Source organism: Sediminicola luteus (assembly GCF_002514735.1).
Classification (GTDB): Bacteria; Bacteroidota; Bacteroidia; order Flavobacteriales; family Flavobacteriaceae; genus HQA918.
Map to the genome: position 1 here is coordinate 1,879 of NZ_KZ300477.1, position 22,566 is coordinate 24,444.

A 22,566-nucleotide genomic window follows, 5' to 3' on the forward strand; every position below is an offset into this window, starting at 1 on the left:
CACAATCGTCGAACGGATACAGACCGGCATCTACCGTGTCGTCGTTCTCGTTAGGATCTAGATCGATACAACCCGTTCTACCATTGGCAGCCACATCGGAGTCCGTAGCATCGTTGCCACCCTGGTTGGCCGGTGAGAACACATAGCCGTTGGGCAATACGAACTCAACGAAATAACTGGTATCGGTGGCCAGGTCTTCGAACAGATAGTTGCCGTTCGCATCGGTGGTCGTGGTCGCGATAGGTGTGGTAGCACCACACTCGTACAAGCGTACCGTTACCCCTTCGATACCGTTCTCGCCCGGATCTTGGATACCATTGTTATTGGTGTCTTCCCACACCCGATTTCCGATAGAACCTGTTTCACAGGCATCACCTACACCATCGTTATCGGTATCTTCTTGGTTCGGGTTCGGAGTCGTTGGGCAATTATCACAATCATCTGGGATTCCATCATTATCCGTATCCGGCTCACAATCGTCCGGAATACCATCGTTGTCGCAGTCGGGTTCCTGGTCATCAGGGATGCCATCGTTGTCACAATCGTCGAACGGATACAGACCGGCATCTACCGTGTCGTCGTTCTCGTTAGAATCTAAATCGATACAACCCGTTCTACCATTGGCAGCCACATCGGAATCCGTAGCATAGTTACCACCCTGGTTGGCCGGTGAGAACACATAGCCGTTAGGCAATACGAACTCAACGAAATAACTGGTATCGGTGGCTAGGTCTTCGAACAGATAGTTACCATTGGCATCGGTGGTCGTACTCGCGATAGGTGTGGTACCGCCACACTCGTACAAACGTACCGTTACCCCTTCGATACCGTTCTCACCCGGATCTTGGATACCATTGTTATTGGTGTCTTCCCATACCCTATTTCCTATAGAACCTGTTTCACAGGCATCACCTACACCATCGTTATCGGTATCTTCTTGGTTCGGGTTCGAAGTAGTCGGACAATTATCACAATCATCTGGGATTCCATCATTATCCGTATCCGGCTCACAATCGTCCGGGATACCATCGTTGTCGCAGTCGGGTTCCTGGTCATCAGGGATGCCATCGTTATCACAATCGTCGAACGGATACAGACCGGCATCTACCGTGTCATCGTTCTCGTTAGGGTCTAGATCGATACAACCGGTTCGGCCGTTGGCCGCCACATCGGAGTCCGTAGTATCGTTACCGCCCTGGTTGGCCGGTGAGAACACATAGCCGTTGGGCAATTCGAACTCAACGAAATAACTGGTATCGGTGGCCAGGTCTTCGAACAGATAGTTGCCGTTGGCATCGGTGGTCGTGGTCGCGATAGGTGTGGTACCACCACACTCGTACAAGCGTACCGTTACCCCTTCGATACCGTTCTCACCCGGATCTTGGATACCATTGTTATTCGTGTCTTCCCATACCCGATTTCCGATAGAACCTGTTTCACAGGCATCACCTATACCATCGTTATCGGTATCTTCTTGGTTCGGGTTCGGAGTCGTCGGGCAATTATCACAATCATCTGGAATACCATCATTATCATCATCCGGCTCACAATCGTCCGGAATACCATCGTTGTCACAGTCGGGTTCCTGGTCATCAGGGATGCCATCGTTATCACAATCGTCGAACGGATACAGACCTGCATCTACCGTGTCGTCGTTCTCGTTAGGATCTAGATCGATACAACCCGTTCTACCATTGGCAGCCACATCGGAGTCCGTAGCATCGTTGCCACCCTGGTTGGCCGGTGAGAACACATAGCCGTTGGGCAATACGAACTCAACGAAATAACTGGTATCGGTGGCCAGGTCTTCGAACAGATAGTTACCATTGGCATCGGTGGTCGTGGTCGCGATAGAGGTGGTACCACCACACTCGTACAAACGTACCGTTACCCCTTCGACACCGTTCTCGCCCGGATCTTGGATACCATTGTTATTGGTGTCTTCCCAAACACGGTCTCCTATTGAGGCCGTCTCACAGGCATCACCTACACCATCGTTATCGGTATCTTCTTGGTTCGGGTTCGGAGTCGTCGGACAATTATCACAATCATCTGGGATTCCATCATTATCCGTATCAGGCTCACAATCGTCCGGGATACCATCGTTGTCACAATCCGGCTCTTGATCATCCGGGATTCCGTCGTTGTCACAATCGTCGAACGGATACAGACCGGCATCTACCGTGTCGTCGTTCTCGTTAGGATTTAGATTGATACAACCCGTTCTACCATTGGCAGCCACATCGGAATCCGTAGCATCGTTACCACCCTGGTTGGCCGGTGAGAACACATAGCCGTTAGGCAATACGAACTCAACGAAATAACTGGTATCGGTGGCTAGGTCTTCGAACAGATAGTTACCATTGGCATCGGTGGTCGTACTCGCGATAGGTGTGGTACCGCCACACTCGTACAAACGTACCGTTACCCCTTCGATACCGTTCTCACCCGGATCTTGGATACCATTGTTATTGGTGTCTTCCCACACCCGATTTCCGATAGAGGCTGTTTCACAAACGTCACCTACACCATCGTTATCTGTATCTTCCTGGTTCGGATTGGAAACATCTGGACAATTGTCACAAACATCGCCTATGCCATCATTGTCACTATCTTCCTGGCCTGGGTTGGCCGTGTTTGGACAGTTGTCACAATCGTTAGGAATACCGTCGTTATCGTCGTCGGCTTCACAATCGTCAGGAATACCATCATTATCACAATCTGGCTCTTGATCATCCGGGATACCGTCCCCATCACAATCATCAATACATTCTTCTACTTGACCAAATTCAACAAAAATCTCTACGGTTGTACCAAAAGAGCTTTGTGCCCAAGCCCCTAGACCATTTCTGCCACCAATACCTCCAGCACCTGGTCCGACGACGGCACCAGCAGTATTGGGTTTATTACTTAAGGTATGCGTAGTACCATTGGTTCGGAACGTTCCGGCATACTGGCGGTAATTACTAATGGCCCCTAAGGTAGATTTATAACAATTGTTGTTCCATGTTGAAACACCATTCGCATTGTAATTAGAAAAATCAATATCTAATTGACCTTGCTGGTTATTGGCTACATTAACAACCGTTCCCACCAATTTGGCGGTATTGTTATTGTATTCTACCCAATAAAGATCGGAACCAGCCTTCCACCGGTATTGCGTACCATTTAATGTATAGTATAAGATGGACCAAGGTGCATTTGGAAAACCATCGCAATTCGGTTTTGAATTTGTGGCTTGATAGATTTTTCTAGCATTCGGATAATTTGAATAATCTACACAACCATTATCATCGTCACAGACATCTCCCACACCATCGCCATCGGTATCAGCTTGATTTGGATTTGGGTTTTGCGGACAGTTATCACAGACATCGCCTACACCGTCATTATCTGCATCGGCCTGATTTGGGTTAGGAGTCGAAATACAATTATCACAATCATCTGGGATACCGTCATTATCGGAATCAGGTTCACAATCGTCGGGAATACCATCGTTATCACAATCTGGCTCTTGGTCATCTGGGATTCCATCATTATCACAATCGTCTTCACAATCATCTAAAAGAGTGAGATTAGCGTACAATTCGCTCTGCTCGCCAATGGTACCATTTAGCCAAGCACCAACACCGAACCGACCTTGGTCTCCTCCTGCTCCCATACCAACATTGGCCTTTGGGCCAGGATTGTCGATAGTAAAAGTTTGGTTTCCTGCAGTTAGGGTTCCGTTATATTCGTAATTGCTAAAATTCCCTAGCAAGTTTTGATAACAACTATTAAGCATGGGATTGGACCCAGCCTGCCTATAGCCGAAGAAATCAATTGAAACCTGACCGGTTTGATTATTGTCTATAGCCACAACAGAGCCTTCAAGCTTAGCGGTTCCGTTATCATATTCGATATATACCAAATCGCTTCCGGCCCGCCATAACCTATACCCTTTCGGGGTAGCTTGGTAAATCACAGCCTTATTGATTTGATCGAACAACAGACATTCGGGCTTGGCATCGGTTACCCTGTAAACATTTTTAGCCTGCGGAAAGTCTTCGTATTCCACACAACTATCACAAACATCCCCTAGGCCATCATTATCACTGTCTGCCTGATCTGGGTTGGCATTCAGTTTACAATTATCACAATCATTCGGCACACCATCATTGTCAAAATCGAGCTCACAATCATCTGGGATACCATCATTATCGCAATCGGGTTCCTGGTCATCTGGAATACCATCGTTATCACAATCGACAATACAGTTTTTATCTGGAACCAGTTCTGCAAACAAATCAATTAAGGTGCTACCAATGGTACTCCTAGATCTTCCGGCAAGGCCATATTCATTACTAACACCTCCAGCACCTTCACCTACATTAGCCAAAGTTGCTGGAGGACTATTAATATCCAATGTTGTTCTACCTGTATAGAAAAAACCTTTCATTCCATAATTGGCGATATTACCTATACCATTTTGGTAACATTGACCGAGCCAAGTAGTTTGACCATTGGGCTGATAATTAATGAAATCAACAGTAATCTTACCTCTTAAATTATCAATGGTTCGGTAAACCGTACCTTCAAGTTTTGCAGAATTATCCTCGAAAACCACAAAAACCAAGTCGGCACCAGCTTTATACGTATAAAACTGACCATTGGAATGATGTAAGTATAATACCCCAGTATCAGCAGGGTTGTACTCACTACAATTGGGTTTAGAATCAGCTAGTTTATAAATCCTTTTTGCCAGTGGGTATTTACTATGATCTTCACAAAAATCACAGGCATCACCAACACCATCATAATTACTGTCTTCTTGGTTGGGGTTGGCTATTTGTGGACAATTATCACAATCATCTGGGATACCATCATTATCTGAATCTGTTTCACAGTCATCGGGAACCCCATCTTTATCGCAATCAGGTTCCTGATCATCTGGGATACCATCGTTGTCACAATCATTGGTTTTGGAAATAGGGCCTATTCCCGCCGCATAGGTATCTGAATAGTTTCCGTACAATGGTGAAACAATACGCCCACCATTACTCCAATTTGCATAATTAGCAGATGTATTTTGACTTGATGCAAAAATCTGAACTTGGGTAATGGATTGTCCCTCGGCCACACCAAAATCAGAGAGTTCTAAGAAACCGGCAAAATATCTGTCTTTACCGGGTACCGGAATCAAAGATGAAATTTCCTTTGATCTACCATTGATCAGGTACCGATGTGTTCTACCCCACAATTCGTTGGGCGAATACATAAAGGCTACCATATCTGGGCCCGATCTGTTTACAACTGGTTTTGCAAACTGAATTATCATATCGGGGTTCATATTCTTGTCAGACTCCCAATAGAAAATATTTCGTAGCTGGGAAAAATCGGTTGGAAGGTTACCCCAGACCCCCGATCTGTCTTTACCCCTAACAGAGGCATACTTTAAATCGTCACCGTTAACCGTATATCCGTTTATGTCATACGTTTGGCCATAACTGTTGGGAACAGCAAAAAACAGGAACATTAGTATCACCATTATATGGGTATACCATGCCTGTTTTTTAGGTAGATTCTTTTGATTGCCATGACCCGGAATGGCAGTTGGACCTGTGTCTTGAAAGCAGGAACAACATCGTGCGGTTTTAGTGTTTTTCATAATCATATTTGGTATTAGCCGCCTACCCGTAATACCATGATGGTACCCGGAGACGAAGGGTTGATGTGATAAAAAATTATAGTTTCCCGAAAAATCCCGTTTTTCCGATAAAGGCTATAAAAAGGGATACGGCCATTAGCCTAAAGTTCACTCCATGACAGGGTGGAAAGGTTGAAGTGAAGAAACCGAAATAGTAATGTTGGGAACAAGCAATGGTTCAAATGGGCCTTAAATAAAAGCTAGTATAGATGACCCTCAGAACGCTTTGTAAGTATTCTTATATCATAAAAGTGAAAATAGTTTTAGTTAATTCATGTTAGTGTATTCTTAAACAAAATAAATAAATACTTATTTTTCCTACATAATATATCGACAAAAAACTATTAACTACTGCGAAATACCTGTAGCATGTAAAATTAAGTCCTGATGGTGGTTCCCTAAAACGGAAAACACACACCACCATTTCTATTTAACAATCAATCGTTTACTATCGGCCCAGCCATTACCAATTACCCGAATCACATATTTACCTGGAGCCACTGGAGCCAATTGGTAATCTATGGTTATATGACCTTGATATACTAGATACTTTTGGGCCGGTGTAATTAACTTCCCTTCTACGGAATACAGGCTTAACCATAGGGTTTCTCTAGTTTTACTACTAGAATTAACCAAGGGCACCCCATTGGCATGGGTTTGACTACCTAAAAGTAACTCCATGGTTACCACACCCCCAGACGAAGCCGGGTTTGGATAAAGGCTACCAACAGCCGTTCCATTGTTTTCGGTGGTACACTCACCAGACAGCGTAAGGGTTACCGAGGTATTACCAGTACAACCTTCAGGTGATTCCCAACCTATCTGGTAGGTTCCGAAATCTTCTTCAGTCATTTTTTCTTTACAATACAGATTATTCTGCACATTTTCAGGGTCGTTTTGAACCACTGTGGTACCATTTGGTAACCTAAACCTAAAAGTCCAATTTGAATAATCCTCACCGTTCGGATCACCCAAATGCTGTAATTGGGCAAACATCCAAATATGGAAATCCTCACCCAAGCAGGCCTCCATGGCAGTAGCCGGTTGATACCCGGTTTCTTGATCTCTGGGCAACACTGCCATACCTGATTGCAACCCACAATCGCCATCGACGTTTACTACGACCTGATCTTGGGCCGTACAGCCATTTTCAGTGGTCTTGGTAACCGTATACGCCGTGGTTTGTGATGGCTGTACCGAAATGGTGGAAGTAGTCTCACCTGTAGACCATAATATAGAATCGCCAGTGTTCACTGGGCCTGCGGTAAGATTGATAGTTTCGCCTAAACTTATGGAAACATCTGGACCCGCATTTATTTCAGCTGGCTTTACTTCGATTTCCATCGTTACCATTTCTTCACAAATCGGATTATCGGTATGCGAAACTAATACGGAATAGGTGGTCGTAACTGTGGGTGACACTTGAATAGAAGCGGTGTTTTCCCCAGTATTCCATAAGAAGGTGTTACCCCCACTTGCCGTTAAGGTAACCGTGTCTCCCGGACAGATAAATTCGCCTTGGCATTTAATCTGCGCTTGCAGTTCACAGCTAAGGCGTAAACCAGCATCAAGGGTAAGGTTGCTTTCTATTGGGTTGAAACAATCGGTGATTCCTAAGATATTGGTGTCGGAATCGGTGGCATCGTTACCCAAATTCGTGTCGGTAAACTCATAGCCTTCCGGTATATTGTCAAAAACCAAATAATAGAGTTTAGTCGAACTACAAACCTCAAAGCGATAATAACCTGGCGCTCCGGTTGCATTATCCGTAGTCACTGTGCTTCCTATCTCAACACCATTACCATTACCTTCATCGGAGCATTCATACAATCGGACCCTCACTCCGTTCAATCCGTTTTCACCTACATCTTGTTGACCGTTTCCGTTACGATCTTCCCAAACATAGTCCCCTATAACAACTCTGCCCGTATTTTTAACTTCAACCAAGGAAGTAGCCATACCATCATTACCATAACAGTCATTGACGGTGTCGTAAACAACAGCGTAGTAGTCACCTTCTGTTACTGTTTTTGGGTTGTCTATTTTATTATCATTTGTTGCTGGTGTAGCGGTATGCCAGCTTAAGATGGTAGCATTAGGCAAATTATTTACGCTAACTGTGGTGAGGTCTACAGAGGTTTCGCCACAATCAAGATTAAATTGGTTCTGGGACAATTGTGGGGCAGTTTCGCCCGCATTACAAACCACACAACTATCTATGGTTACGGTTACCGCTGTTGTCCCAGTACCAAAGCCACTAAAACAACTTGGAAAGGGGTCATAAAATGCGGCATAATACGTGCCGGATCCGACAGTTCTTGGATCTTCTACAAAGTTATCAATACTAGCCGGTGTAGCGGTATGCCAACTTATAGAACCCCTACTTGGTAAGTTATCGGCGGTAATCGTTGTTAAGTCTGCCGTGGTTTCTGGGCAAGCATTCACTAATTGGGTTTGGGAAAGGTTGGGTGCCTCTTCCCCTGCTTGACAACAGGCACCAACAGTGGCTACCGTTAAAATCGTCGTTGCAGTCCCACCACCACTATAACAGTCGTTTTCCGAATCGTAGAAGATCGCATAATAATTCTCTGTCCTATAGGGGATAACCGTGCTTTCAATACGATTTTCACTCGTTGCCGGCGTTGCTGTATGCCAACTTAAAACTGCCCCCGAAGGTAGGTTCGTTGATGTTATGTCGGCAAGGTCATGGGTGTCTTCTGGGCAACCATTGATATTCGTTTTGGTTAAGTTCGGTGCCACCTCGTTTAACGAACAGGTATCGGAATCCAAATAATTCGGGGTACCGTTGCCGTTGGTGTCATCGTCGCTTGGATCAGTGTTCCCATTAGTATCTTCATCTTGTGAATTTATGCCATCATTATCATCATCTATATCGCGATAATTCACCTCATCTTCACCATCGCTATTTGGCAATTGATTGGAGGGATCGGTATAAGCTTCATTTACATCAAAACCATCATTGGTATCGGATCCCTCAAAGGCATCGTCTAGTCCGTCGTTGTCAGTATCGCTACCACTGCTACTAATATCGGCCACACCGTCGAAGTCGGCATCGTGTACTTCTATGGCATCGGGTACGGTATCGTTATCGCTGTCGCTATCCAAATAATCCGGTACATCGGCCCCGTCTGTATTCACCGGGGCAATTCCGGTGTTCAGTACAAAATCGTAGACATCATCGAGCCCGTCTGAATTAGCATCAATGCCAGAAGGCGGGGTATACACCGCGGTTGGTTGCCCTTCAATGTTATCGGGAAGGCCATCGTTATCGGAATCGAGATCTAAATAATCGGGTACACCATCGGCGTCGGAATCCAAGGCATTGGTTGCCGGATCGTTATCTCCATCGGTATTAGGGTCTTCGGTGGTATCGAGAATTCCATCATTATCATCGTCTATATCGGTTTCATTGGGCACACCATCCCCGTCGGTATCGGTGGCATTGGCCTTGCCGAATGTCGCGACCGCATCGTTCTCCAACATATTGCCTTTCATATTGGCCATAAAGGAAGGCTGGATATTGGCCGCAAAACCGATTCTTTCGGTAGATTTTGGCTTTACCTCCATTTTAAGGTCATAGGCCCCACCAGCGGGAATCGGTGCTACCAAAACCCCGGTAACCATATCGTCACCCGTCGGATTTTCGTAATACGACCAATCGAACATACTTTTTCCTTCACCGGTTATGGCTTGGGCAGGCTGAACCATATTGGCCAATTGCGACCTGCTAAGGGTTATGGTAACCTTTAGGGAGTCGTTGGCTTCTACGCTTAAGGCTTCGCTACCTTTATTGGAAAACATAAAACCATAGGAAACCATATCCGAATTAGGATCGGACATGGCTTCTATGGTGGGATCACTGAGGGCCGGTTCATAGGCTTGCGCCCATAGTAAAACCGGGGCCAAAAATAGGCCTAACATTAGTTTTTTCATTTTCATAGTTCTCGTCGGTTCTCAGTGCTATCCCCGATTTAATCGGGGAAGAACACAATGGTTTCCGTATCAATATTATTGGTGAACACTGATTCGCCTCCCGAACCAAAGGTGATACGTGCCGTAAAAGGTATCTTACCTTCGGATTGGCCCGGATCGAACTGGGCCACAAAGCCAAAAGCCGTAGTGGTATTTGCCGTTATTCCTCCTGTTTTCTTGAATACATGGAACAAAGAATCACTGCCATCGTATTGCCAATCGCCGTTGTCAACGTTTTGGTTACTACCCCCTACCAGAAGGGTAGTTAAACCTCCGTTGTAGGTGAATTGTAAATCGTCGGATTTATCGATACGCACTTCAATTTCTTGGGCCGTGTTCGTGTCGTTACCCAACAGTTCCCTAACACGTACGAAAAAGGTTTGGTTCTCAGTACCATTTACAATGGCGTCGGTAATCTGGAGTATGACACCTAGATCTATATTGGTATCTGCCGGATCTAAATAATCTGGAGTTCCATTACCATTGGTGTCGTCGTCGGTGGGGTCGCCGTTTCCGTTAGGGTCTTCGTTTTGGGTAGGGGTACCATCGCCATCATCGTCGGTATCGCGGTAATTTACATCTTCGGTACCGTCGGTATCGGGCAGATCGTTGGCCGGATTATTGATTTCATCGTTAACATCGTAACCATCATTGGTATTGGCCCCTTCAAAACCATCGTCTAAACCATCGTTATCTGCATCGTTTCCGGAAGCGACCACGTCGGGCTGGCCATCAAAGTTATGATCATGACCTTCATTGGCATCTATAACCGTATCGTTATCACTATCATCATCTAAATAATCGGGTACATCGGTACCATCGGTATTAACCGGGCTTATACCGGCATTACCTCCGCCTTCATAGGCATCGTCGAGACCATCGCCATCGGTATCGTTACCACTTGGCGCTATATAACCCGTGGTGGTCTGTGCCTCAATATTATCGGGAATACCATCGTTATCGGAATCGATATCGAGATGATCGAACCTACCATCGTTATCGGAATCGATCGGATTGGTCATAGGGTCATTATCCCCGTCGGTATTCGGATCTTCTACGGTATCCAATATGCCGTCATTATCATCGTCTAAATCGGTAATATCGGGTTCGCCATCATTGTCGGTATCCGTAGAATCGTCAGGGTCTAAATAATCGGGTATGCCATCGTTATCGGCATCATCGTTTGCCAAATTACCATCGTTGTTACCATCTTCGTTTTCCGTAAGGATGCCATCGCCATCGTCGTCTTCATCCCTATAGTTTACATCTTGGGTACCATCGGTATCCGGCAGGTCGGTCGCTGGGTTATTAATCTCGTCGTTAACATCGAACCCATCGGTGGTATTGCTTCCTTCGTAGGCATCGTCTAAACCATCGCCGTCGGCATCGTTACCCGAATAAATCTTATTGGGAATACCGTCAAAATTATAATCGTTACCTTCATTACTATCGGGAACCGTATCGTTATCACTATCATTGTCCAAATAATCGACATTATCGGTTCCATCGGTATTTACCGGAGTTAAGCCGGCATCGCCGCTACCTTCGTAGGCATCATCCAATCCGTCATTATCTGCATCGTTACCCGATGGCGCGATATAACCCGAAGTAGTCTGTCCCTCAACATTATCCGGAATACTATCGTCGTCAGCATCGATATCCAAATGATCAAAAACCCCATCGCCATCAGAATCCAAGGGGTTGGTCATGGGATCTGAATCGCCATCCGTATTGGGATCTTCAACGGTATCCAATATACCATCGTTATCATCGTCGAGATCTATACTATCGGGTACCCCATCGTCGTCGGTATCCTTAGGGGCACTGGTAAATCTGGAGGTTTCGTCGTTACCCGTATTATTTCCGCTAGAATTAACACTGAAGGAAGGTTGCAAGGTGACCAGAAAACCAATGTCTTGGTTATCCGAGAAGCCATCTACATCAATATCGAGGCTAATGGAAAAACCGGCTCCACTGGGTATGGTACCGTTTAATACACCTGTAAGTACATCGTTGCCACTAGGATTGGCAAAATAGGACCACGTAAAGAGACCGGCACCATTGCCAGAAATAGCCGAGGTAGGGTTGCCCGGATTGGCTAAAGTTGACTTTGATAAGGTTATACTCAATTCAAAATCGTCGCCGGGCACAACGGTAATATCGTTAAAACCATTATTGATAAGCACAAACCCATATTGGCCACTACCAGGATACTCCATGGGCATTGGGTTAATGCTTGGATTGGTAAGGGCCGGTTCATTCTCTTGTGCCATAGTCAAGAACGGAACCAAGGCTAGTAGGAACAATACTTTTTTCATTTATGTATAATTATTGTGTTAGGTATAGGTAGATTTAGGGGATAGGGTCAAAGCCGGAAACGGCCCTGAGAGACTGAACAGCATAATGGGTAACCATTGGCTGAAACTAGTGTTTAATCGTTTTTTTATATAAGACAAAAACGGGAGACACTCAACAGCCCGATCGTATGCAGGTTACTCGAGCTTTGTTCTTAAGTGAAAAGTTGCTGGTTTGAAGCGTATTATATTCCCATATGAATACAGGTTTTTAGTTAATGATGGAGTTTAGTGTTACTATCAAAGGAATAAATTCGTCTTTATTTATAGATATATTCTCGTTAAAATGCATTTAATTTCAATGAAACGTAGCATTTAACCTACATTACAGGTAGTTATTTCGGAAAAAATGCTAAAGTTTCGGTGTCAATATTATTGTCTAAACCCACCTCACCACCGGAGCCATGAACAATGCGCGCCGATACCGGTATTTTTCCCCGAGAGGCCCCTGGATCAAAAGTGGCTTTAAAACCAAAGGTGGTGGTGCTACCTCCAGAAATTATTTGATTATTCCTAAAAACATGGAAGTCTGGTTCACTACCATCATATACCCAATCGGAATTATTTAATGGGGTGGTTTGGCCAGAAACATCAATACGACCCAAGTTAGACTGATAATCGATTTGTAGGTCAGGTAGTTTATCTATTCTTACCTCAACCGGACTACCGTCAGAATCATGACCCACAAGTTCTCTTACTCTTATTAAAAACACTTGCTCTTCTTCCCCATTTACAATGCCATCGGCTATTTTAAAAACAATACCAAGGTCTAACGGACATGTCGTTGGCGATTGAACTGACTGCTGAACAAAACAACCACCGGCTGCCGTAGCCGTAAACTGCATACTATCGCCCAAATTGGCCGTTGCCGTATTGTCGCCATTATCTATGCCGCCAACTATATTTACCGTGGTTTCCGGAAACTTCACAAAAGTTACCGAGTAGGTATTGGTACCTACATTGCAACTGGGCGGGGTAATAAACAAAAAGGGACTACTACACAGATTAAATACATAGTATTCTTGGGAAATTGATGAACAACCTAATTGATTTGTTTCCAAGGAATAACTACCCCCTTCGGTAACCGTCAAATTTTGTGATTGGCCCCCAACGATGGGACCATTTTCGTTGCTCCATTGGTATGTATCGGCTCCAGGATTACCAGAAAGCACCACTGGGTCGTTTCCATTTTTTAATACAAACAGTACGGTTTTATCATTCTGACAAGTGGTTGAAGCGTCTAGATATTCGGCATGATAGGTAGCCGGATTCGACGTTGTAAAGCTTGAACCATTGGCGCCGGGAATAGCCGTTCCATTTTGATACCATTGTATATTACTGGCGCCAGCTGGCGTATTCAAGGTTACAGGGCCTTCTCCAAAATATTGGCCATTTGTTTCCATTGGGCCCATTATAAATAGCAATAAAATGGCCCAAACCGATCCCCTACATAACTGTTTTAAATCAATAACTTTCATAAGACGATTAATTTGGGAATGGACTTGTTCTATCTTGATCATCTTTTGGGGCCGAGGGATCATCTGGACCCAAATCTCTCGCATATCTATATTTACTATATTGATAATTGGCCCCTGGGTTAAAGGGATCGCAAGATGCCGGAGGACTGGTTATATCGGCATAAAGCACTTGTCCGCCCGGAAAGGTTACTTTGGCATACAATCTGTTCGCATAGCTTGTAGTGGAATTCGAATAATCCCTTAGAATACTATAGGGTAATCGGCCAATGGTAGTAGCTGTTCCTAAAGTACTAGCACTTATTGGGCTTGTAGACCATCTAACATGAACCTGCAAATTCAGATTAATATTTGGGCCGCCGCTTCTTCTCAGTGATACACCTCTTGCAGAGCCCTGTCGTAAGCCAAGCACATTATTATTGGAACAAATACGTTCGGTATACAATGATAAAAACAAATCTCCTGGGGCAGAAAAGGTACGTACGGTGACCGGTATGTTAGGGCAAGACATATCGCCATTGATCCATGAGACGGTACCAGAGCCCGCTGTAGTTGTCATACCACTCAGGGTATATCTTATGGTGCTGGACTGCCCGGCTCCCAAGTTTATTGAAGATGGGCTAACCCCAGAAACCGAGATTCCGTTTAATGGGTTACCCGACAAAGTAAGGTCGGAAGTACTAAATGTGAGATTTCTACTTGAGGAGGAGTTATTGGCTACCGTAATTTCAAAGGCCACAGGATTTCCTCCATCCAAGTAATAATGTTGCATTAAATTTCCGGCAATACTTGCGCTGGAACAATCTACCACCACGGGTACCGCACTACTAGTTAACGCTAAGCTACAGCTTTGACCTCCAAAACTAAGTTGAAAATTTGCCGTTCCGGTACCAGACGGGGTTCCAGTAATATCATAAATCAATTCACCTGAGGCATTATTAGCCAAAGAGCCCGCTCTTAACACAGCGGTAAGTCCGGTTACCCCGGTAGATAAAACGGGGGCTCCTTGTGCATACACCTTGCCATTACCCCTAGTATAAGGAACCCGAAAGGTACCAGTATACGCTTCACCCTCGATTATATCCACCGGATTAGGTTGTACACCATTACAATTTAATGAGGCCACCGAAGGCGGTGCATCTACTATAGTCACTGAAACCGAACAACTCTGCCCTCCGAAATTTATTAGAAAGTTGGCCGCCCCAGCTGTGGCAGCGGTACCAGATAAATCAAAAACTAATTCCCCCGGGCCATTGGCCAAATTACCGGCACGTAAACTTAGGCTTAACCCACTAACCCCGGTTGAAGCTATGGGTGCCCCTGCAGTATAAACTTTTCCATTACCATGGGTATAAGGTAAACGAACCGTTCCGTTATAGACTAACCCATCGTAAATGTTGGCAGGGTTCAGGTTTGCGGCATTACAATTTAATCCGCTAATCAATGGCGGACAGTTTTCACAGGAATATGCCGGAAGATTTACCGTGGTTTGTGCTTGGGTCGAAAGACCGAAGCCAATACAGCACAAAAGGTATAAAACTATTTTTTTCACGAAACAAGATTTGGGATCGATTTGTATGCTTTAAGAAAAAGGGTCAATTTAACCGCTAGATATAGATTAGGATTTTTATTTCGTATAGTTGTCTTATTCTCTTATTCATGTACGTATTATCCTTTTTAAAACGTAGGTTTTATGGTAATATTGAATAAGGAAATAAAAAAGGCAAAACACTCAATATCCGGTTTTTACACGAACCGGTGTGATGATTCAGTTCAAAATACAATTACCTTGAATTCCGCTTTTAACAGAAAAGAATAAATCTTGAAGAAGGAGTCGTAGGTTACATCCGTTCATAAAGTAAAGGATTGAAAGTCAAAACCATTCGGTCAGAAAACCCTAGGATAAGATTTGGGGTCTATTCCTGAAACGCCCCCATAAGAGAAAGGGTCAATTTATGGATTTACCTAGTAATTATTCTGCCCGAATATCAGTTTCGACTTTTAGTTAATACTACTGCTAGTGTACCCCAAAGAAAAGTCGACCTCAAAAATATTTAAGCATTTATTCGATAAAAAGTAAGATTTATACTACTTATCAGTAAAAATCATCTGAATTTAAATTCCATATGCTAATCAGAGCCAAAGGCTTCTCCCGGACGATAAGTACGCTTGGCCCGTTGAAGCACATCTTCCTTATAAAAGGGTACCTCCTTGAATTTGTGGCTTATATAAGCATCGGTCTGGTCGTCGAAGTGAGGCGAATCTGGATTACCGCTCTGTCCGCCAGCCAAAATGGTCTTGGCTTTTACTTTTTCGCCAAACTCCACTACACCTACAAAACTATTACCACGGGTACCGTATATTTTTTTGGTATCGTTATGGTATCTGGCCCCATAGGCCGCCAATGCCCCCCAACGACCGGAGGCATAACCAACGGCCTTAGAAGGTTTATCGTCATTAAAGGCTTGACGAATGTCGCCATTAAGCCTTTGATAGCGGTGTACCTCGCCCCATGGCATTTCCCAAGTACCGAAATCGGCTTCCAATTGGGCCATTACCTTTTTAAAAATGGTCAAGCGTTCCATTTCTGGGGATTCAGAACCGAAATAAATTATACTCTGCATATGTGACGCCGCTTCGGGTCGTTTGCCTTCTTGCCAATAGCGTGTACCATAAAAATGGGCCAAGGTCATGGCCACCGACTCGGTATCGGTTTTAAAATCCCAATCGGCCAAGATATCCATGGCCTTATCGAGATCGGCATCCTTTTCCGCAGCATTGCGATAGGCTTCCAAAAGGCCCGGAATCAAAGCGGCAAAGGCGGGTAGATAAGGGTCGTGCGCCAATTCGATGAGATTATCGAGGGTATAACCCGAACGGCCAGTGAGCAATTCAATGGCATGAACCCCTCTAAAGTTCTCGCGATCCAATGACATATATTTAGGATAATCGCTACGTTTCGGGCTATTTTCCAAGGCGGAAGTATAGGGAGTGGAATTACAGTTCTGGATCCAACCGTTTTCAGGGTTTAGCACCAAGATATTTTCATCTACGGTATGCAACCCTTTCCAATCGGTTGCCGGGTTACTGCCATCTACCGGCTTCCGATAATTGTATAAAGTATCGCGAACCGGAACGAAATTACCATGAAAATAAGCGATGTTACCTTCGGCATCTGCATATACGGTATTGTTGGATGAATTGGTGCGGATATCCATCATTTCCCTAAACCCTTTATAACCGGTTTGTTTTGTCCGGACAAAAGATTGCTCGAGGGCCTTAACGGGTTCCCACATCATAGCCGAGGCTACCCATTGGTTTTGCTCCATATGGGTAATGGGTCCGTGATGGGTATGGTACAGGGGAAAGGTTTTTTCGGCCATACCGTTTTCGGTCTTGTATTTGATCGTGGTTTCCGACTGGGCCACCTCCCGGGTATCATCGCCATAGAGGTAAAAGAGTCCGTCTTCGTCTTCAACCACCGTTTCCATAAACTCGTCCATAACATCGGTATAGGTAGAGGTGTGCATCCACCCGGTTTTTTCATTAAAGCCCTGGTAGATGAAAAACTGCCCCCAGGTTACCGCCCCGTAAGCATTTAAGCCTTCTTCAGAAACCATATGCATCTCGCCCCTAAAGTAGAAAGAGGTATGCGGGTTGATTAAAAGCAAGGTATTACCCGATGCGGTAAGATCTCCTGAAATGGCTATTCCGTTTGACCCTGCAGGCTCTTGGTTTTCCAATTCGGTCTGTAAGGCCACCTTTTGGGCTTCAGGCAATGCGGCCCCATTTTCATAAAAGGCTTTGATTTTTTCGATGGAGATACGCTCAATATCGCCACCAATGGAACCTTCGGAAAAATACATAGGCATCCAAGGTTCAAAACGGGTAAACAGGCGCGGTTTTACCTCCGGATGTGTATACAGGTAATAATTGATACCATCGGCAAAGGCATCGCAAAGATCCTTAAGCCATGGTGGACTTTTTTCGTAATTGGCCTTGGCCTCAGCTTCAGTCATAAAGAGTTTGGCCCTTAGGTCGGAATAGATGGCCTCTTCCCCTTCTACCTCGGCCAAACGGCCAGTGGCCCAGATATAGTTTTGTTCTACCCGGTTAAAATCGTCTTCACACTGGGCGTAAAGCATCCCGAAAACAGCATCGGCATCGGTTTTACCATAGACGTGCGGCACCCCATAATCGTCTCGTACAATGGTGACGTTCTCCGCCTGGGCCTCCCATTGGGCCACTTCATCGGAAGCGGTTTGCTCTTTACAACCAATAAGTAACAGGAATACGATAAAAAAAGAAAGGTAGGCTTTCATGATAAAGTTATTTATGGGTTCAAATTACGGAAAATCATCATTACTTTCTTACCCCATATTTTTCAAGAATCTTTAAGGTCTCAGCAATGGGCAAGGCCTTCATGATCCGCCCTTTTTGTCCGGTCATATCCTCGGCCATGAACAGCGAATTGTAGATGGCCTCCTCGGTAGCTTCGACCACGGCTAGGAACAGTGGGGACATATAATCATTAGGAAGCTCGGTACCTTCTTTTTCCATTGGGATTCCCGTATAAGGAATACGATTGTCGGTATGGGTACTAAAGGCAATACTATAATCGCCGCTCCCGTTGGAGGAAAAGGCCCCAACTTTGCCAAAGGCCAGATAAGAGCGCTTGGCCAAACGTTTTAAGTTACGATCACTCAGCGGAGCATCGGTGGCAATGACCATCATACACGAACCATCGACCACATAGGGAACATCTTCGGCCATATAGAAATTGTTCAGCTCCTCACCTACCGGAGCCCCGTTAATGGTCAGCACCCCGCCAAAATTGGTCTGTACGAGTACCCCAACGGTATAACCACCTTTGGCTTTGGGCAACACTCTAGAGGCGGTTCCGATGCCCCCTTTAAAGCCTAAGCAGCGGGTTCCTGTACCGGCACCAACATTACCCTCGGCCACGGGACCGTCTTTGGCTTCTTCCAAAGCTTGGAAAACAGCTTTTTGATCCACATGCCTACCCCTGATATCGTTCAACCAACCATCATTGGTCTCCCCCACCACCGGGTTAACCGAACGGATTCCGGCATTCTGGGGCTGGGCCAAGGTATAATCGATCAGGCTATTGGCCACTAAAAAGGCGTTTAGGGTATTGGTCAGGGCAATCGGGCTTTCCAAATTCCCCAACTCCTCGATCTGCGTAAAACCCAAGGCCTTACCGAATCCGTTACCGACATAGACCGCGGCTGGCACCTTTTCTTGAAAAACATTGCCTTGGTGGGGTTTGATCACCGTAACCCCAGTCCTAATGGAATCGCCTTTGACCAAAGTGGTATGGCCCACACTGATCCCCGCCACGTCGGTAATGGCATTGTACTTTCCCGGATTCAGTATCCCGGGCGCCACCCCAAAATCGCGTATACGCCCTCGCTCTTGGGCCATAAGGCCTGTAAAACAGAGTACAAATGAAATTACGGATAATGAAAGCGGTTTCATAGGCCTGGTTTTAGTCTATGAAATTACGGAAAATGAAACTATCCCATCTTTCAATTACAACGTATCTCCCCTTCTCCTATGGGAGAGGGGGTTGGGGGTGAGGGCACCGCGTTTAATTCGGTAATATCATAAAATAAAAAAGGCCGCCCAAAAGCGACCTTATCAAATATTTCATTTAAAAGCCTGTGTTCGATTAATACAAATTGTCGGGAGCACCGTAACTGCCTAAAGGTTAGCTTTCAAACCCAATTAAGAATTTCGTTGTTCAATGCCCTTCGACGGCGCTCAGGGTGACAATGCTACTCAATAATTAACAACTAACCGATATTCAAAATGCTAAAAGTTGAAATCAAGATAGAGGTATCTATTCTTCCGGGGCCAAAGTCACCTTTAGTCCATCCATGTCTTCATGAATATGTAACTGGCAACCTAGACGGCTATTATCTTGCACATGGAATGCCTCGGCCAACATGGCGTCTTCATCGTCTGACATTTCCGGTAGATCGTGATCGCTCTCAACATAACACTGGCAAGAAGCACACATGGCCATGCCACCACAGATACCTATGGTGCCTTCTGGGGCCAATTCATAGGCCCGAACCACCTCCATTAAATTCATGTTCATATCGGTAGGGGCATCTACCTCGTGGGCAACCCCGTCGCGATCGGTAATGGTAATTTTTACGTCAGCCATGTTTCTTAGTGTGTTAGTGACCAGTGGATAGTAATCAATATTTCTCAAGGCAAATCACTATCCACTAATCCTAATCCCTAGTTTACTATTTTAATCGATTGCCTTAACAACGGCTTTCGGCGCTTCTTTTTTAGAACCATCGAAACCGGTTACCCCTCCCACAGTGGTATATTTCATGACATACCGTTTGTCGGGATGGATGCGTTGGTAAGCACTTTGACACATTAGGGTCGCCTCGTGGAAACCACATAGGATCAACTTCAATTTTCCGGGATAGGTATTTACATCGCCAATGGCATAGATACCGGGAATATTGGTCTGATAATCCAAAGCATTGTTCACCTTAATGGCGTTTTTCTCTATTTCGAGTCCCCAATCGGCAATAGGACCCAATTTCGGAGAAAGTCCGAATAGGGGAATAAAACTGTCGCATTCCAAATCGAAGGCCTCATCTTCACCTGTTTTCTTAACCCTTACACCGCTTAGGGAATCATCGCCCAATAAACCGGTTACCTCGGCCGGGGTAATCAGATTGATCTTTCCTAAATCTTTCAGATGCTGTACTTTTTCAACCGAATCCAAAGCACCACGGAATTCGTTCCTACGGTGAATCAAAGTAACCTCAGCCGCCACATCGGTCAGGAAGATACTCCAGTCCAAGGCCGAATCGCCCCCTCCGGCAATAACCACACGTTTATCGCGATAAACTTCGGGATCTTTGATCATATAGGCAATACCATTGTCCTCGAAATGGGCCAAATTTTCCAATGCTGGTTTACGGGGCTCAAAACTTCCCAATCCGCCCGCAATAGCCACTACGGGTGCCTGATGCTGGGTACCTTTGTTCGTGGTTACGATAAAACTACCGTCGTCTTGTTTTTCGATGGTATCGGCCCTTTCGCCCAAGGTAAAACCAGGTTGAAAAGCCTTGATCTGTTCCATAAGGTTATCTACAAGATCGCCGGCCAAAACCTCTGGAAAAGCCGGGATATCGTAGATAGGCTTTTTTGGGTAGATTTCGGCACACTGCCCCCCAGGTTGCGGTAAGGCATCGATAAGGTGGCATTTTAATTGTAGCAATCCGGCTTCAAACACGGTGAAAAGCCCTGTGGGCCCCGCACCGATAATCAGTATATCTGTTTTGATCATGTGCTATGGAAAATTTGATAGCCGCAAAGCTATCTAAAGTAATACAGTGGATTTTATGATAAATATCAGGTGCTAGTCGATGCTCAGAACCTCCTCAATCTGAGGAGCGTACTTCTTTATCGTCATTTCAACACCACTTTTCAAGGTCATTTGGTTTACGCTACACCCCACACAGGCACCGTGCAGTTTTACCTTTACCAAACTATCATCTTCGATGGCCACTAGCGAAATATCGCCTCCGTCACTTTGCAAAAAAGGGCGAATCTCATCCAAGGCCTTTTCTACGTTTTGTTTGATTTCTTCCGAAGTCATCCGTTATGATTTTACGGCCGAACAGCCGGCCATAGTTGTAATCTTTATTGCTTCCGTAGGGGGAATATCGGTATTTCTACGTACCGTTTCGGCCACTACGTTTTTGGTCAATTCCTCGAAGGCCACGGCTACAGGGGAATTTTCCTGTAAGGCAGCCGGGCGCCCAACGTCGCCAGCTTCGCGAATACTCTGTACCAAGGGTATCTCCCCTAAAAAGGGTACTTGTATATCCTCGGCCAAATTTCGCGCGCCTTCTTTTCCAAAGATATAATATTTATTGTCGGGCAATTCGGCTGGGGTAAAATAGGCCATATTCTCGGCTATACCCAGAACAGGCACATTAATGGTCTCTTGCTGGAACATGGCCACCCCTTTTCGGGCATCGGCCAGGGCCACTTCTTGAGGTGTACTTACCACCACGGCCCCGGTAATAGGCATGGCCTGCATAATACTCAGGTGTATATCGCCGGTACCCGGAGGTAGATCGATCAATAAAAAATCGAGCTCGCCCCAATCGGCGTCGAATATCATTTGGTTCAAGGCTTTGGCGGCCATGGGCCCTCGCCAGATGACGGCTTGGTTAGGCTGAGTAAAAAAGCCAATCGACAGCATTTTTACGCCATAATTCTCTACCGGTTTCATCTTCGATTTACCGTCTACATTGACCGCTAGGGGCTTTTGATCGGCCACATCGAACATAATGGGCATCGATGGCCCATAAATATCCGAATCCAACAAGCCTACCTTAAAGCCCATTTTGGCAAGACTAACCGCCAAATTTGCAGTTACGGTAGATTTACCCACGCCCCCTTTACCCGAGGCGATGGCGACAATATTCTGAATACCCGGAATGGGTTTCCCCTTGATTTCGTTCACAGGGGCCTGAGCCTTGGCTTCAACCTTTACATTAACCTGAACTTTGGCCTTGGCATATACTTGATCGTGGATTACCTTCATAACCTCGACCTCGGTCTTCTTTCTAGCCTGTAAACTCGGATTGGCGATGGTAAGATCGACCACTACCTCATCGCCGAATACCATAACATTGGTAACAGCCCCACTCTCTACCATGTTCTTTCCTTCACCAGGTACGGTAATGGATTCCAAGGATTTAAGTATGTCACTTTTATGTAACTTCATTGTGCATTTAATATAAAAACACCCTCCTTTCAGCAAGAAAGGCGTCAAAGATATGGGATAGAAAATGAATACCCTACTAATTTAGTATAGAATTCACATTTTACCCCTGAATTGTGTTTTGGAACCGATACACGCTGTTTAGTCCTAGCCTGAAAACCAATATCGGAAACCGCTACAAAAATACTACTCTTTGGGATAAGAGAATGTTCTGAAATATGTCAATTGGTCTATTATGCCCCTTTTCGCGCCCTATTTCGTTAAAAT

11 protein-coding genes are annotated in these 22,566 nt (G+C 45.2%); all 11 read right to left on the reverse strand.

Features of this window, described 5'->3' with window-relative positions:
• Positions 1–5,647: SdrD B-like domain-containing protein (locus B7P33_RS19625; protein ID WP_172435856.1), on the reverse strand; the 5,647-nt coding region annotated here is incomplete at its 3' end.
• Between the two features lie 465 nt (positions 5,648–6,112).
• The gene (locus B7P33_RS04570) at positions 6,113–9,640 is read right to left on the reverse strand and encodes an SdrD B-like domain-containing protein (RefSeq protein ID WP_141402388.1); all 3,528 of its coding nucleotides are present in this window, start codon (positions 9,638–9,640) and stop codon (positions 6,113–6,115) included.
• 38 nt (positions 9,641–9,678) lie between these two features.
• The gene (locus B7P33_RS19565; RefSeq protein ID WP_216359357.1) at positions 9,679–11,997 is read right to left on the reverse strand and encodes a hypothetical protein; all 2,319 of its coding nucleotides are present in this window, start codon (positions 11,995–11,997) and stop codon (positions 9,679–9,681) included.
• Positions 11,998–12,368: 371 nt separating this feature from the next.
• Positions 12,369–13,511 carry a hypothetical protein gene (locus B7P33_RS04580; RefSeq protein WP_141402389.1) on the reverse strand — a complete coding sequence of 381 codons (1,143 nt, stop codon included), beginning with the start codon at positions 13,509–13,511 and terminating at the stop codon, positions 12,369–12,371.
• A gap of 7 nt (positions 13,512–13,518) precedes the next feature.
• Positions 13,519–15,060, reverse strand: a complete 1,542-nt coding sequence (locus tag B7P33_RS04585) for a hypothetical protein (RefSeq protein WP_097440802.1) — start codon at positions 15,058–15,060, stop codon at positions 13,519–13,521.
• Positions 15,061–15,637: 577 nt separating this feature from the next.
• Positions 15,638–17,830: an acylase gene (locus B7P33_RS04590; RefSeq protein WP_097440803.1), complete on the reverse strand. Its 2,193-nt coding sequence runs from the start codon at positions 17,828–17,830 to the stop codon at positions 15,638–15,640.
• A gap of 40 nt (positions 17,831–17,870) precedes the next feature.
• Complete coding sequence (locus B7P33_RS04595; protein ID WP_097440804.1) at positions 17,871–19,007, reverse strand: DmpA family aminopeptidase; 1,137 nt, start codon at positions 19,005–19,007, stop codon at positions 17,871–17,873.
• 364 nt (positions 19,008–19,371) lie between these two features.
• On the reverse strand, positions 19,372–19,701 hold the full coding sequence (locus B7P33_RS04600) for a 2Fe-2S iron-sulfur cluster-binding family protein (RefSeq protein ID WP_097440805.1): 330 nt from the start codon (positions 19,699–19,701) through the stop codon (positions 19,372–19,374).
• A gap of 90 nt (positions 19,702–19,791) precedes the next feature.
• The gene (locus B7P33_RS04605; RefSeq protein WP_097440806.1) at positions 19,792–20,850 is read right to left on the reverse strand and encodes an NAD(P)/FAD-dependent oxidoreductase; all 1,059 of its coding nucleotides are present in this window, start codon (positions 20,848–20,850) and stop codon (positions 19,792–19,794) included.
• A gap of 72 nt (positions 20,851–20,922) precedes the next feature.
• A complete protein-coding gene (locus B7P33_RS04610) occupies positions 20,923–21,162 on the reverse strand; it encodes a NifU family protein (RefSeq protein ID WP_097440807.1) in 240 nt (79 codons plus the stop codon).
• A 3-nt stretch (positions 21,163–21,165) separates the two neighbouring features.
• Positions 21,166–22,302 (reverse strand): Mrp/NBP35 family ATP-binding protein, encoded by a 1,137-nt coding sequence (locus B7P33_RS04615; protein WP_097440808.1) that lies wholly within the window; start codon positions 22,300–22,302, stop codon positions 21,166–21,168.
• Between the last annotated feature and the right edge of the window lie 264 nt (positions 22,303–22,566).